A 13,860-nucleotide genomic window follows, 5' to 3' on the forward strand; every position below is an offset into this window, starting at 1 on the left:
CTTTTATGAATTTTGCGCTGATTCTTTTTGTGCTCGTCATCTTGACGGGCGTAGCGTGGGTGCTGGACAAACTGGTGTTCCTGCCGCAGCGTCGCAAGGCGGCCGACTCGGCGATCGAGGAGTTCGATCGCCAGCAGTCGCGCATCGACAAGCGCTTCGCGGATGAAAACGCGGTGCAGACGCGTTCGAAGCTGCGTGACGAGAAGCTGCGCCAGCCGTGGTGGCTCGAGTACACGGCGAGCTTCTTTCCGGTGATCCTGGCGGTGTTCGTCGTGCGTTCGTTCGTCGTCGAGCCGTTCAAGATTCCGTCGGGCTCGATGGTGCCGACGCTGCTCGTCGGCGATTTCATCCTCGTCAACAAGTTCGAATACGGGCTGCGCCTGCCGGTCACGAACACGAAGATCACGCAGGGCAGCCCGCTGTCGCGCGGCGACGTCGTCGTGTTCCGTTATCCGAAGGACGAGTCGGTCGACTACATCAAGCGTGTGATCGGCCTGCCGGGCGATACCGTCGCGTACCAGGACAAGCAGCTCACGATCAACGGCCAGCCGGTGCCCGAAACGCCGCTGCCCGATTTCTTCGACGACGAGCGCCAGAACTACGCGAAGCAGTTCGAGGAGACGATCGGCAACAAGAAGAACGCGATCCTCAACAACCCGGCCGTGCCGCCGTTCGTGATGGGCGCATACGACTATCCGTTTCGCGACAACTGCACGTACAACAGCCGCGGCGTGATCTGCAAGGTGCCGCCCGGTCACTACTTCATGATGGGCGACAACCGCGACAACAGTGCGGACAGCCGCTACTGGGGTTTCGTGCCGGACCAGAACATCGTCGGCCGCGCGTTCTTCATCTGGATGAACTTCAGCGACCTCAAGCGCATCGGTTCCTTCAACTGATCGCAATCGACTCACTCGCACTACGCGACGCACGGGCCGCGTCGCGTAGTGCCGAACTACTTTAAGAACCGGCGGTAACACCGCCTCGTCACGCCTTTTCGGGTCCGGCCGTGCCGTTTCGGCCCGACCGGGCGCCCGCGTTATACTCCTGCACATGCCCTCATCCCAGTTGGAAAGCCGGCTGCGCTACGAATTTCGCAATGCGGAATTGTTGCGCCAGGCTTTGACCCATCGTAGTCACAGTGCCACGCACAACGAACGGCTCGAGTTTCTCGGCGATTCCGTTCTGAATTGCGCGGTGGCTGCCCTTTTGTTCCAGCGTTTCAGCAAGCTGGACGAAGGCGATCTGTCGCGCGTCCGCGCCAATCTCGTCAAACAGCAGTCGCTGTACGAAATTGCTCAGGCCCTGAATATCTCGGACGGACTGCGGCTCGGCGAGGGCGAGCTGCGCAGCGGCGGGTTCCGCCGCCCGTCGATCCTCGCGGACGCGTTCGAAGCCATCATCGGGGCCGTATTCCTCGATGGCGGCTTCGAAGCCGCCCAAGGGGTCATCAAGCGCCTCTATATCCCGATTCTCGACCATATCGATCCGCGCACGCTCGGCAAGGACGCGAAGACGCTGCTGCAGGAATACCTGCAGGGGCACAAGATCGCGCTGCCGACCTACACGGTGGTCGCGACGCATGGTGCGGCGCACAATCAGCAATTCGAAGTCGAATGCACGGTGCCGAAGCTCGACGTGAAGGTGTCGGGCTCCGGTGCGAGCCGGCGCGCAGCCGAGCAGGCTGCCGCGAAGAAGGCGCTCGATGAAGTGATGGCGGCCGCGCCGATGTTGGCCGCGAAGCCGAAGCGCTCGAAAAACGCGCGCGGGTCGAAACACGTCGAACCTGAAATCGTGCCGGGCGTGAAGGGCGTGCAGGAAGCGCTCGACCTGCGCTCGCCGGAGCGGAAGGAACGCGCGGCGGCGCGCGAGGCGAGGGCGGCCGGTGCGGCGCCTGCGGCAACCGCTCTGGCCGGCACCGAGACGGCCGCGGCGCCGATGGCCGCGATTCGCGCGGCGCATGTCGACGCGGCGGCGGAAAAGGGCGAACGGGCGGCGAAGCCGGCGGCCGACAAGGCTGTCGACAAGCCGGCCGAGCGAGCCGACAAGGCCGCGGAGAAGCCCGCGGAAGCCGCGCCCGGTGCACGCGCAGCCGACAAGCCGGCTGGCCAGGCCGCCGATCCGGCATCGTCGTCCGCCGACAAGTCTTCCGCCGGTACCGACCCCGCTTCGCGTGCGGCTGCGCGCACACGCGACGCCGCGGCACCGGATGCCGAGACGCCGCCGGGCGGCGCGAGCCTCGCCGCCGCGCAGGCGCGCGTGGCCGATGCCGACCACTGAATTGCCCATCGATCGTGCCGCGCGCCGCGCGGCCGTTTCCGAACCTGTCTCCCAAACGATATGAACACTCCCGCTCCTACCGGTTTCCGTTGCGGCATGATCGCGATCGTGGGCCGCCCGAACGTCGGCAAGTCGACGTTGATGAACGCACTCGTCGGCCAGAAGATCAGCATCACGTCGCGCAAGGCGCAGACGACCCGCCACCGCATCACCGGCATCAATACGTTCGACGACGCGCAATTCGTGTTCGTCGACACGCCGGGTTTCCAGACCCGTCACAGCACCGCGCTGAACCGTTCGCTGAACCGTGCGGTCACGTCGACGCTCACGTCGGTCGACGTGATCCTGTTCGTGATCGAGGCCGGCCGCTTCGGCCCCGACGACCAGAAGGTGCTCGACCTGATTCCGCCCGGCATGCCGACGCTGCTGATCGCGAACAAGATCGACCGCGTGAACGACAAGGCGACGCTGTTCCCGTTCATGCAGAAGGTGAGCGAGCTGCGCGAATTCACCGAGCTCGTGCCGCTGTCGGCGCAGAAGCCGGAAGACATCAAGCGCCTGCTGGACACGATCAAGCCGTACCTGCCGGAAGGCGATCCGATCTACGGCGAGGACGAGCTGACCGACCGCAGCTCGCGTTTCCTCGCAGCCGAAATCCTGCGCGAGAAGGTGTTCCGCTGGACCGGCGACGAACTGCCGTACACGAGCACCGTGCTGATCGACAAGTTCGAGGAAGAAGGGCGCCTGAAGCGCATCTTCGCGACGATCCTCGTCGAGCGTGATTCGCACAAGGCGATGGTGATCGGCAAGAAGGGCGAGAAGCTCAAGCAGATCAGCACCGAAGCGCGGATGGACATGGAGAAGCTGTTCGACGGCCCCGTGTACCTCGAGACCTTCGTGAAGGTGAAGAGCGGCTGGGCCGACAACGAGGCGGGGCTGCGCGCCTATGGGTACGAATGACGCGCTGACGTCGACTGAAGACGCGGTGACGGCCGGCGCGAACGACGCGCCGCTGCCGGCACCGCCTGAACCGCCGCGCAAGGCGCGGCGCGCGACGTCACGCACGTCCGATTTCCGTGTCGCCGAGCAGCCGGCGTACGTGCTGCACAGTTATCCGTATCGGGAAACGAGCCTGATCATCGACGTGCTGACGCGTGATCATGGGCGGCTCGCGCTCGTCGCGAAGGGCGCGAAGCGCCCGCACTCCGCGCTGCGCGGCGTACTGCAGACCTTCCAGCCGCTGCTGTTGTCCTGGTCGGGCAAATCCGAGGTGCGCACGCTGACGGGCGCCGAGTGGGTCGGCGGGATGCTGCCGCTCGGCGGCGACGGGCTCTTGTGCGGCTTCTACGCGAACGAGCTGCTCGTGAAATTCTGCGCACGCGAAGATCCCCAGCCGCCGCTCTTCAATCATTACGTGCTGACCCTCACGCGCCTCGCGCACGGCGAACCCGCGGTGCAGGTGCTGCGCTCGTTCGAGCGCGTGCTGCTGCGCGAGACCGGCTACGCGATGGCGTTGAACCGCACGGTCGCGCGCCGCGCGGTCGAGCCTGATCGTCGCTACGTGTTCGATCCCGAGCGTGGCGTGCGCAATGCGGACGACGAAGTCCCGTCGCACTGGCCGGTCATTTCCGGACAGACGTTGCTCGATATGGAGCAGGACGATTACCATCGAGCCCAGACGGTTGCGCAAAGCAAGACGCTGATGCGCTTCCTGCTGAACACCTATCTCGGCGGCACGCCGCTTGCCACGCGTCAGATCCTGATCGACCTGCAAAACCTATGAGCTTCTTCCTGACCACGCCCACCGCCATCGACCTCGGCGTCAACATCGACCACGTCGCGACGCTGCGCAATGTGCGCGGCACGACCTATCCCGATCCGATCCGCGCGGCGCTCGCCGCCGAAGAAGCCGGTGCGGATGCGATCACGCTGCACCTGCGCGAGGATCGCCGCCACATCGTCGATGCGGATGTGCGCAAGCTGCGTCCGCTGCTGAAGACGCGCATGAACCTCGAATGCGCGGTGACGGCCGAGATGCTCGATATCGCCTGCGAAGTGCGTCCGCACGACGCGTGCCTCGTGCCCGAGAAGCGCGAGGAACTGACGACCGAAGGCGGTCTCGATGTCGCCGGCCACTTCGAGGCCGTGCGTGCGGCATGCAAGCAGCTTGCCGACGTGGGCGTGCGCGTGTCGCTGTTCATCGATCCGGACGAGACGCAGATCCGTGCCGCGCACGAAGCGGGCGCGCCGGTGATCGAGCTGCATACGGGCCGTTACGCCGAAGCGCACGACGAAGCCGAGCAGCAGCGCGAATACGAGCGCATCGTCGCGGGCGTTCAGGCCGGCGCGCAGCTCGGCCTGAAGGTCAATGCCGGTCATGGCCTGCACTACACGAACGTGCAGCAGATCGCCGCGATCGACGGCATCGTCGAACTGAACATCGGCCACGCGATCGTCGCGCACGCGATTTTCGCGGGCTGGGACAACGCGGTGCGCGAAATGAAGGCGATCATGGTCGCCGCACGCGTTGCCGCGCTGCATGGCGGCGCGCGCTGAAGATGGCATGCCGCCGCGCGTCGCGCGTCATGCCTGACCCGGCCCGGCCGGGTCGTACCGGCGCGTACTGACATGGCGATCTACGGCATCGGTACCGACATCGCCCAGGTGAGCCGCATCGCGGCCGTGCTCGAACGCACGGGCGGCCGGTTTGCCGAGAAGGTGCTGGGTCCCGACGAGCTGCGCGTGTTCCATGCGCGCCGCGCCCGCTCCGAGGCGCGCGGCATCGCGTTCCTCGCGACGCGCTTTTCCGCGAAGGAAGCGTTCTCGAAGGCGATCGGGCTCGGCATGCACTGGCCGATGACGTGGCGTGCGCTGCAGACCCTCAACCACCCGAGCGGCGAGCCGTACGTGGTCGCGTCGGGCGAGCTGGCCGACTGGCTGGCGGCCCGTGGCATCACGGCGCGCGTGACGGTCAGCGACGAACGCGACTACGCGGTGTCGTTCGTGGTCGCCGAGACGGACGCCGCGCCTGCACCTGTTTCCCGAACCTCCTCCTGACGGAATTCCCGATTCGATGAAAACGACTCCCGGCCCGGTCATGCTCGACGTCGTCGGCACGGCCCTGTCGCGCGACGATGCGCGGCGCCTCGCGCATCCGAATACCGGCGGCGTGATCCTGTTCGCGCGGCACTTCCAGAACCGCGCGCAACTGACCGCGCTGACCGACTCGATCCGCGCGGTGCGCGAAGACATCCTGATCGCCGTCGATCACGAAGGCGGGCGCGTGCAGCGTTTCCGCACCGACGGCTTCACGGTGCTGCCCGCGATGCGCCGCCTGGGCGAGCTGTGGGATCGCGACGTGCTGCTCGCGACGAAGGTCGCCACGGCCGTCGGCTACGTCCTGGCCGCCGAGCTGCGCGCGTGCGGGATCGACATGAGCTTCACGCCCGTGCTCGACCTCGACTACGGGCACTCGAAAGTGATCGGCGATCGCGCGTTCCATCGAGATCCGCGCGTCGTCACGCTGCTCGCGAAGAGCCTGAACCACGGGCTGTCGCTCGCCGGGATGGCGAACTGCGGCAAGCATTTCCCGGGGCACGGCTTCGCGGAGGCCGACTCGCACGTCGCGCTGCCGACCGACGACCGTACGCTCGACGCGATCCTCAAGCAGGACGTCGCACCGTACGACTGGCTCGGTTTGTCGCTGTCCGCGGTGATTCCCGCGCACGTGATCTACACGCAGGTCGACAAGCGGCCGGCCGGTTTCTCGCGCGTGTGGCTGCAGGACATTCTGCGCGGACGGCTCGGCTTCACGGGCGCGATCTTCAGCGACGACCTGTCGATGGAAGCCGCGCGCGAAGGCGGCACGCTCACGCAGGCGGCCGACGCCGCACTCGCGGCCGGTTGCGACATGGTGCTCGTCTGCAACCAGCCGGACGCGGCCGAGGTCGTGCTGAACGGGCTGAAAGCGCGGGCCACGGACGAGTCGTTGCGACGCATCAAGCGGATGCGTGGGCGCGGCAAGGCGCTCAAGTGGGACAAGCTGATCGCGCAGCCCGAGTATCTGCAGGCGCAGGCGCTGTTGAGCAGCGCACTGGCCTGAGCGGGGAGGGAATGGCGCGCCCCGCGCCATTCCGGTTACCAAAACAGAAAGCCGCGCAATCGCGCGGCTTTTTTATGCCTTCCCGCCGGTGCGAACCCGGCAGCTTCTGGAGTCAGGCAGGTCGACGCAGTGTGCTTTGGTGCAACTAACGGTCAAGCCCTACCAGAGCCCCCAAGCATCGCCGCCTGCTCAGTTCACCTTCATCCGCTGCAGCTTGTTGTACAGCGTCTTCGGACTGATGCCGAGCAGCGTTGCCGCACGGTGGCGCGTGCCGCCGACGGCGTCGAGCGTCGCGCGGATCAGCAGATCCTCGACGTCGGACAGCGGCGTGCCGACCTTGATCTGCACGCTGCTGCCGTTCAGTGCGGCGCCGGCCGAGAAGCTCGGCTCGCCCGCGCGCAGCGTCTCGATGAAATCGCCCGATGCGTCGTACGCGAAGCGCACGCGCTCCTGCAACTCGCGCACGTTGCCCGGCCATTCGTAGGACAGGCATTCACGGACGAAGCCCGGCGCCGTGCGCTTGTCGGTCGTGCTGCGGCCGGTTGCGCGCGCGTCGCGATTCAGTTCGTCGATCAGCGCATCCGCGATCGCGAGCGCATCGCCGTCGCGATCGCGCAGCGGCGGCATCGTGATCGATGCCGCATCGAGGCGCAGCCACAGATCCTCGCGCAGCGTGCCGTTCGCGACCGCTTCGCGCGCCGGGCGGCGCGTGGTCGCGATCAGCCGGAAATCGCTCGTGATCGAGCTCGTGCCGCCGATCCGCATGAAGTTCTGCGAATCGAGCGCATGCAGTAGCGCTTCCTGCAGCACGAGCGGCAGTGCGGTGATTTCGTCGAGGAACAGCGTGCCGCCGCCGGCCTGTTCGAACAGGCCCGATTCGCGGCGCTCGGCGCCATCGAACGCACCGCGCTCATGGCCGAACAGCACGCTGTCGAGCGACGCACCGTGCCGGCCGGCCTGTGCGATCGTCCGGCAGTCGAACGACACGAACGGCCCCTTGCGGCGCCGGCTCAGGTCGTGCAGCGTGCGCGCCGCCAGCTTCTTGCCGGTACCGGCTTCGCCCGAGAACAGCACCGCCGTTTCGGTGCGCGCGTTGTGCTCGATCATGTCGTACACGTGCTGCATCGCGTCGCTGCGGCCGACCAGCGCGCCGAAGCGGCCGAGATGGCGCAGCGACGCGCGCAGCGACTGCACTTCGTCGATCAGTTCGTACGGACGCGGGATCCGCGCGAGCAGGCTGCGCAGGCGCGGGATGTTGATCGGCTTCAGCAGGTAGTCCCAGATGCCGTGACGCAGCCCCTCGATGGCGCTCTCGACCGTCGCATTGCCGGTCAGCACGATGACGGGCAGCGAGCCGTTCGGCTGTTGCTGCGGCAGGTGCTGGAGCAGGTCGAACCCGCTGCCGTCCGGCAGGTTCAGGTCGACCAGAACGACATCGGGAATCGAGCGGCCGAGCGCCGTGCGCGCTTCCGCGAGCGACGTGGCCGTGTCGACCGAGAAGCCGTCCGCGGCGAGCAGCGCGGTGAGGCCGGACAGACTGTTGGGATCGTCTTCGACAATCAGGGCGTGTGGCATGGTGGACGCAAGTCGAGTCAAGAGAGGCGGGCTGTCGGCCATCGTGACCGCAGCCGCATGTCAGATTAAAAACTGATTTTATGCCCCGCTGAACGCGTAACGAGCAATATTTCTCCGGCGCTATAAAACAGTTACCGATGATACAAATTGAATATCTTTACCGGTGGCTTTTGTGCTTTACATGAGCCTGACTCTCGCCCGGTTGTTGGCGCCGGACAAACAAAAAGCGCCCCGAAGGGCGCTTTGTTCGATGCGGGTATCGCTGGCGATTACGCGCGGCTGCGGTATTCGTTCGTACGCGTATCGATTTCGATCTTGTCGCCGGTGTTGCAGAACAGCGGCACTTGCAGTTCGAAGCCCGTTGCGAGCTTGGCGTTCTTCAGCACCTTGCCCGACGACGTGTCGCCCTTGACTGCCGGTTCCGTGTAGGTGATCTCGCGAACCAGGACCGTCGGCAGTTCGACCGAGATTGCCTTCTCGTTGTAGAACACGACTTCGCAAGCCATGCCGTCTTCGAGGTAGTTCAGGGCTTCGCCCATCATTTCCGCTTCGACTTCGAACTGGTTGTAGTCGGCGTCCATGAACACGTACATCGGATCGGCGAAGTACGAGTACGTCACTTCCTTGCGGTCGAGCACGACGACGTCGAACTTGTCGTCAGCCTTGTAGACCGCTTCCTGGCCTGCGTTCGTCAGCAGGTTCTTCATCTTCATCTTGACGACGGCGGAGTTGCGGCCCGACTTGTTGTATTCAGCCTTGGCGATGACCCATGCGTCGCTGCCGATCTGCACGACGTTGCCTACGCGGAGTTCCTGTGCGGTTTTCATAAAAAACTGTCCTGATCAAATCAAATAAATAGGTGCCTGAGCGTTGCGCAACGGCTGACGGCGCAAGCGGTGCGTTCCGGTGGACGCCAAAAGCGAGCGCTTGCCTGGTCAGCCGTCGGATAACCGCTTATTTTAACTGAGATTTTGCGTATTCCGCCAGCTTTCCGGCGAGATCGCCGACGGCCGCGAGCGCATCGGCCCAGCGGGCCGCGTTGGCGTCCAGTGCGGCGCGGTGCTGCCAGAAATCGGCCCAGTCGGGCGTGCCGACGCCGTTCCATGCATGCCAGAACCGTTCGAGCGCCGCGCGCGGCGCGTCGGCGAGGCCGGCCGACAGGTGCGCGAGCGCGGCGTCGAGCTTCGGCAGGTGGACGTCGTCGGCCTGCGGGTAGATGTGCCACACGAACGGTTTGCGGGCCCACTGCGCCCGGACGAACGAATCCTCGCCGCGCACGAAATTGAGGTCGGCCACCCACAGCAACGGATCGAATTCGGCCTGGGGGACGAACGCGAGCCCGTGGGCAGTCAGGTTGCCGCTGCGCGCATGCGTGCCCGCGCCGAACGACTCGACCCCGAAAAAACGCGCAACGGCAGGCGACACGCGGCCGGCCGGCACGAGCGCGACGACCGGTGTCGGGCCGTCGCGCCACTGCGCGAGCAGCGCGTCGACGGCCGGATTCTCGTACGCGAACAGGCTGACGACCGTCGTGCCGGCGGCCGGCGGCGCGCCGCCGGTCGCGCGCTGCCACCAGGCGTCGCGCGCCGCCGCATCGGCGTCGAAGGCGGTGCGGCGCGCATCGAGGTCGTGTTCCTTCAGGACGCCGCCGGTGCCGGCCGACAGGCCGGGGAAGAAAAACGTCTTCAGCAGCGGGTAGCGCGGATGCGGCGACGGCCGCAGATGGAAATCGGCGACCCAGTCTTCGGCGCTCAGGTATTCGAGGTTGATCCACACCGGGCGCCGTTCGCGCCGCGCCATCGCCGCGAGATACGCGCCGGGCAGCTCGCACGCAAACGCTTCGATGACGACATCGGCGATCTCCAGCGCGTCGCCGGCTTGCGCATGCCAGTGCTCGATCACGATCGCGTCGACCGTCTGCCGCCCCGCGTCGGGATCGACCCCGGGCAGCAGGCGCGCGAACGTGCGCAGGTCGTCGACGAACAGGCGAACCTGCCAGCCGTGCTCGTGCGCGAGCTGGCGCGCGACGCGCCAGCAGACGCCGATGTCGCCGAAATTGTCGATCACCGTACAGAAGAGGTCGCAGGCGATCGGTTCGCCCGGCGCGAGCGGCGCGGCGGGCCGGGGGGCAGCGGTGGTGCGGGGCATCGAAGCGGGCCGGTGAATGCTCTAAACTGGCGATTCTAATAGACCCGTTCCGCGTTACAAGGCGCCCGGATCACGCATGACATCCCCTGAAGCTTCCGATACCCCGTTCGAACCGAAGAAGATCCTTGCGCAGTTGCCGCACATGCCGGGCGTCTATCGCTATTACGACACGGCGGGCGCCGTGCTCTATGTCGGCAAGGCGCGCGACCTGAAGAAGCGCGTATCGAGCTATTTCACGAAGACGCAGCTGTCGCCGCGCATCGCGATGATGGTCACGCGCATCGCGCGCATCGAGACGACCGTCACGCGCTCGGAGGCCGAGGCGCTGCTGCTCGAGAACAACCTGATCAAGGCGCTCGCGCCGCGCTACAACATCCTGTTTCGCGACGACAAGTCGTATCCGTACCTGAAGCTCACCGCGCACCGTTTTCCGCGGATGGCCTACTACCGCGGCTCGGTCGACAAGCAGAACCAGTATTTCGGGCCGTTCCCGAGCGCCTGGGCCGTGCGCGAGAGCATCCAGATCCTGCAGCGCGTGTTCCAGCTGCGCACCTGCGAGGATTCGGTCTTCAACAACCGTACGCGGCCGTGCCTGCTGCACCAGATCGGGCGCTGCACGGCGCCGTGCGTCGGCGCGATCTCCGACGAGGATTACGCGATCGACGTATCGAACGCCGCGCGTTTCCTGCTCGGCCGGCAGTCCGAAGTGATGAAGGAACTCGAGCAGAAGATGCACGCGTTCGCGGCCGAACTGAAATTCGAGCAGGCGGCGGCCGTGCGCAACCAGATGAGCTCGCTCGCGACGGTGCTGCATCAGCAGGCGATCGAGGTCGGCAGCGACAGCGACGTCGACATCCTGGCCGTCGTCGCGCAAGGCGGGCGCGTGTGCGTGAACCTCGCGATGGTGCGCGGCGGCCGGCATCTCGGCGACAAGGCGTATTTCCCGACGCACGTCGAAAGCGCGCTGACGCTCGCCGAGGGCGGGATCGGCGACGAGTCCGAGCTGGCGGAGGCGGCCGATGCGTCCGCCGATACATTGCCGGACCTGCCCGCGGAAGAACCCGGCCGCACGGGCGGTGACGCGGGGGCGTCGGTCGAGGCCGAAGTGCTCGACGCGTTCATCGCGCAGCACTATCTCGGCAACCGCGTGCCGCCGGTGCTGGTCGTGAGTCATGCGCCCGCGAGCCGCGACCTGCTCGAGCTGCTGTCCGAGCAGGCCGGCCACAAGGTGTCGCTGGTGCGGCAGCCGCAGGGGCAGCGGCGCGCGTGGCTGTCGATGGCCGAGCAGAATGCGCAGATCGCGCTCATGCGTCTGCTGTCCGAGCAGGGCTCGCAGCAGGCGCGCACGCGTGCGCTCGCGGAGACGCTCAGCTACGAATGCGACGATCTCGCGACGCTGCGGATCGAATGCTTCGACATCAGCCACACGATGGGCGAGGCGACGCAGGCGTCGTGCGTGGTCTACCACCATCACAAGATGCAGTCGGGCGAATACCGCCGCTACAACATCACCGGGATCACGCCCGGCGACGACTACGCGGCGATGCGGCAGGTGCTTACGCGCCGCTACGAGAAGATGGTCGAGCAGGCCGCGCAGGCGGCTGCCGCCGACGATGCGGCCGGCATCGACGGCGAGTCGACGCGCCAGGCCGAGGCGTCGAGCCTGCTGCCGAACATCGTGCTGATCGACGGCGGCAAGGGTCAGGTCGAAATCGCGCGCCAGGTGTTCACCGAGCTCGGTCTCGACACGTCGATGCTGGTTGGCGTCGCGAAAGGCGAGGGGCGCAAGGTCGGCCTCGAGACGCTCGTGTTCGCGGACGGCCGCACGCCGCTCGAACTCGGCAAGGAAAGCGCCGCGCTCATGCTCGTCGCGCAGATCCGCGACGAGGCGCACCGCTTCGCGATCACCGGCATGCGTGCCAAGCGGGCGAAGGCGCGCCAGACATCGCGGCTCGAGGAACTCGAGGGCGTCGGCGCGAAGCGCCGGCAGCGGCTGCTCGCGCGGTTCGGCGGGTTGCGCGGCGTGGTGGCCGCGAGCGTCGAGGAGCTCGCGAGCGTCGAGGGCATCTCGCACGCGCTCGCCGAGCAGATCTACAAGCAGCTTCACTGACGCGGCCGTGCGGCCGGCCGCCGTTCTTGTGGCAGGCCGGTCGACACGGCACAATTGCGAATCCTTTACTGTCCCGCATGCCATGCCGTTCAATTTCCCGATTTTCCTGACGTGGGTACGGATCGTGCTGATTCCGCTCGTCGTCGGCGTGTTCTATCTGCCGGACACGGTGATGGGCGGCGCGCACCGCAATCTCGCGGCGGCGGCGATCTTCATTCTTGCGGCGCTGACCGACTGGTTCGACGGCTATCTGGCCCGCAAGTGGAACCAGACGTCGTCGTTCGGTGCATTTCTCGATCCGGTGGCGGACAAGCTGATGGTGACGGCCGCGCTGCTGATCCTCGTGCAGATTTCGCGGGTCGACGCGGCAATCGCACTCGTGATCGTCGGCCGCGAGATCGCGATTTCGGCGCTGCGCGAGTGGATGGCGCAGATCGGCGCGTCGAAGAGCGTCGCGGTGAACCAGCTCGGCAAGTTCAAGACGGCATGCCAGATGGTCGCGATTCCGATGCTGCTGTTCTACGGGCCGCTGCCGCTCGGCGTCGCGACGATCGACACGCGCGTGTGGGGCGAATGGCTGATGTATCTCGCCGCGGTGCTGACGATCTGGTCGATGCTGTACTACATGAAGCTCGCGTGGCCGCAGATTCGCGAGCGCGGCGGCGCGTGATGCGTCCGGTCGAGCAGGTTTTTGGAAAAAGGGCTGGAAAAGCCCTTGACACACGAATGTGCCTTCGACATAATCTCGCTTCTCCGCTGCACGACGAAGTAAGTGTGTGACGGGGAAGCAGTAACGCAGCAATACGCGGGAGTAGCTCAGTTGGTAGAGCGCAACCTTGCCAAGGTTGAGGTCGCGAGTTCGAGACTCGTCTCCCGCTCCAGATTTTTTCTGGCAGCGTGTTGGTCGGCAAAGCGCTGCAGATGCAGGACACATGCGGGAGTAGCTCAGTTGGTAGAGCGCAACCTTGCCAAGGTTGAGGTCGCGAGTTCGAGACTCGTCTCCCGCTCCAGATTTTTCTGGCAGCGTGTTGGTCGGCGAAGCGCTGCAGATGCAGGACAATGCGGGAGTAGCTCAGTTGGTAGAGCGCAACCTTGCCAAGGTTGAGGTCGCGAGTTCGAGACTCGTCTCCCGCTCCAAGTAATGGGGAAGCCACGCTTCCCTTTTTATTTGATGGACTTTCCGTCCTCGAATAAAAAATCTGTCGCTTGCCTCACGGCATTCGCACAGTCCGCTTTTGGCGCGATAGCAAAGCGGTTATGCAGCGGCCTGCAAAGCCGTTTAGGCCGGTTCGACTCCGGCTCGCGCCTCCAGATAAAGCCCCGCTTCGGCGGGGCTTTTCTTTTTTCTGCGCCTGGAGCCACTTTCCCCGACTCCCCGACGTTGCAACCGCCAAGCGTCCGACGTTCGACGCGCGGATTGAACATGAGTCGTCTGGAGCGAAATTCACGTATGCGTTACGAGGCTGAAACGAACGCATTCTTTGATGCGACAGAATGACCTGTCGTACGCGAAATTGTCTGCGACAGCGCGCATCGTACCGATGGTGTTGCGCGACTTCGATTGAGTGTCTCGCGCAAAGCAGGCAAGTGGCCGTATCCGTTCGACGTCAGCTTGGAAGAACGTCCGTATGACGCGTCGTGCCCG

At 65.7% G+C, this 13,860-nt stretch carries 12 protein-coding genes and 4 tRNA genes; 13 read left to right on the plus strand and 3 right to left on the minus strand.

The genetic code is table 11. The features are described 5' to 3' along the window. Positions 1-5: 5 nt before the first annotated feature. From lepB to nagZ, 7 genes are all read left to right on the plus strand, one after another. Positions 6-899 (plus strand): signal peptidase I, encoded by an 894-nt coding sequence (gene lepB / locus LGM56_RS11930; protein WP_027788005.1) that lies wholly within the window; start codon positions 6-8, stop codon positions 897-899. Positions 900-1,053: 154 nt separating this feature from the next. Next, on the plus strand, positions 1,054-2,280 hold the full coding sequence (gene rnc, locus LGM56_RS11935) for a ribonuclease III (protein ID WP_226204694.1): 1,227 nt from the start codon (positions 1,054-1,056) through the stop codon (positions 2,278-2,280). A 60-nt stretch (positions 2,281-2,340) separates the two neighbouring features. Next, the gene (era, locus tag LGM56_RS11940) at positions 2,341-3,240 is read left to right on the plus strand and encodes a GTPase Era (RefSeq protein WP_226204696.1); all 900 of its coding nucleotides are present in this window, start codon (positions 2,341-2,343) and stop codon (positions 3,238-3,240) included. Further along, entirely contained in the window at positions 3,227-4,063 is an 837-nt protein-coding gene (gene recO, locus LGM56_RS11945; RefSeq protein WP_011351416.1) for a DNA repair protein RecO, read from the plus strand. The genes era and recO overlap by 14 nt, the downstream gene beginning before the upstream one ends. Beyond that, a complete protein-coding gene (gene pdxJ, locus LGM56_RS11950; RefSeq protein ID WP_046545252.1) occupies positions 4,060-4,836 on the plus strand; it encodes a pyridoxine 5'-phosphate synthase in 777 nt (258 codons plus the stop codon). The genes recO and pdxJ overlap by 4 nt, the downstream gene beginning before the upstream one ends. Positions 4,837-4,908: 72 nt before the next feature. Beyond that, positions 4,909-5,337, plus strand: coding sequence for a holo-ACP synthase (acpS, locus tag LGM56_RS11955; RefSeq protein ID WP_011351418.1), 429 nt, complete (start codon positions 4,909-4,911; stop codon positions 5,335-5,337). 16 nt (positions 5,338-5,353) lie between these two features. Continuing rightward, a complete protein-coding gene (nagZ, locus tag LGM56_RS11960) occupies positions 5,354-6,382 on the plus strand; it encodes a beta-N-acetylhexosaminidase (RefSeq protein ID WP_226204698.1) in 1,029 nt (342 codons plus the stop codon). 189 nt (positions 6,383-6,571) lie between these two features. Here nagZ and LGM56_RS11965 read toward each other — a convergent pair whose 3' ends face one another. From LGM56_RS11965 to earP, 3 genes are all read right to left on the minus strand, one after another. Continuing rightward, the gene (locus LGM56_RS11965) at positions 6,572-7,957 is read right to left on the minus strand and encodes a sigma-54-dependent transcriptional regulator (RefSeq protein ID WP_089494381.1); all 1,386 of its coding nucleotides are present in this window, start codon (positions 7,955-7,957) and stop codon (positions 6,572-6,574) included. A gap of 269 nt (positions 7,958-8,226) precedes the next feature. Next, a complete protein-coding gene (efp, locus tag LGM56_RS11970) occupies positions 8,227-8,784 on the minus strand; it encodes an elongation factor P (RefSeq protein WP_011351421.1) in 558 nt (185 codons plus the stop codon). Positions 8,785-8,911: 127 nt separating this feature from the next. Then, the gene (gene earP / locus LGM56_RS11975; RefSeq protein ID WP_226204700.1) at positions 8,912-10,105 is read right to left on the minus strand and encodes an elongation factor P maturation arginine rhamnosyltransferase EarP; all 1,194 of its coding nucleotides are present in this window, start codon (positions 10,103-10,105) and stop codon (positions 8,912-8,914) included. Between the two features lie 76 nt (positions 10,106-10,181). Between earP and uvrC the strand changes: the two genes are divergently transcribed. The 6 genes from uvrC to LGM56_RS12005 all read left to right on the plus strand — a co-directional run bounded on the left by uvrC (position 10,182) and on the right by LGM56_RS12005 (position 13,526). After that, positions 10,182-12,215: an excinuclease ABC subunit UvrC gene (gene uvrC / locus LGM56_RS11980; protein ID WP_089494383.1), complete on the plus strand. Its 2,034-nt coding sequence runs from the start codon at positions 10,182-10,184 to the stop codon at positions 12,213-12,215. 82 nt (positions 12,216-12,297) lie between these two features. Beyond that, positions 12,298-12,885, plus strand: coding sequence for a CDP-diacylglycerol--glycerol-3-phosphate 3-phosphatidyltransferase (pgsA, locus tag LGM56_RS11985; RefSeq protein ID WP_011351424.1), 588 nt, complete (start codon positions 12,298-12,300; stop codon positions 12,883-12,885). A 135-nt stretch (positions 12,886-13,020) separates the two neighbouring features. Then, positions 13,021-13,096 (plus strand) — tRNA-Gly (locus LGM56_RS11990). Between the two features lie 53 nt (positions 13,097-13,149). Further along, a tRNA-Gly gene (locus LGM56_RS11995) sits at positions 13,150-13,225 on the plus strand. 51 nt (positions 13,226-13,276) lie between these two features. Beyond that, positions 13,277-13,352: transfer RNA gene (locus tag LGM56_RS12000), tRNA-Gly, on the plus strand. Positions 13,353-13,452: 100 nt separating this feature from the next. Continuing rightward, positions 13,453-13,526, plus strand: a tRNA-Cys gene (locus tag LGM56_RS12005). Positions 13,527-13,860 lie beyond the last annotated feature (334 nt).

This window comes from Burkholderia sp. AU38729 (genome assembly GCF_020419725.1).
GTDB lineage: Bacteria > Pseudomonadota > Gammaproteobacteria > Burkholderiales > Burkholderiaceae > Burkholderia.

Bases quoted from the DNA above. Each gene is read 5' to 3' on its own strand.
- lepB (WP_027788005.1), top strand. From the start codon at position 6: ATGAATTTTGCGCTGATTCTTTTTGTGCTCGTCATCTTGACGGGCGTA.
- rnc (WP_226204694.1), top strand. From the start codon at position 1,054: ATGCCCTCATCCCAGTTGGAAAGCCGGCTGCGCTACGAATTTCGCAAT.
- era (WP_226204696.1), top strand. From the start codon at position 2,341: ATGAACACTCCCGCTCCTACCGGTTTCCGTTGCGGCATGATCGCGATC.
- recO (WP_011351416.1), top strand. From the start codon at position 3,227: ATGGGTACGAATGACGCGCTGACGTCGACTGAAGACGCGGTGACGGCC.
- pdxJ (WP_046545252.1), top strand. From the start codon at position 4,060: ATGAGCTTCTTCCTGACCACGCCCACCGCCATCGACCTCGGCGTCAAC.
- acpS (WP_011351418.1), top strand. From the start codon at position 4,909: ATGGCGATCTACGGCATCGGTACCGACATCGCCCAGGTGAGCCGCATC.
- nagZ (WP_226204698.1), top strand. From the start codon at position 5,354: ATGAAAACGACTCCCGGCCCGGTCATGCTCGACGTCGTCGGCACGGCC.
- LGM56_RS11965 (WP_089494381.1), bottom strand. From the start codon at position 7,957: ATGCCACACGCCCTGATTGTCGAAGACGATCCCAACAGTCTGTCCGGC.
- efp (WP_011351421.1), bottom strand. From the start codon at position 8,784: ATGAAAACCGCACAGGAACTCCGCGTAGGCAACGTCGTGCAGATCGGC.
- earP (WP_226204700.1), bottom strand. From the start codon at position 10,105: ATGCCCCGCACCACCGCTGCCCCCCGGCCCGCCGCGCCGCTCGCGCCG.
- uvrC (WP_089494383.1), top strand. From the start codon at position 10,182: ATGACATCCCCTGAAGCTTCCGATACCCCGTTCGAACCGAAGAAGATC.
- pgsA (WP_011351424.1), top strand. From the start codon at position 12,298: ATGCCGTTCAATTTCCCGATTTTCCTGACGTGGGTACGGATCGTGCTG.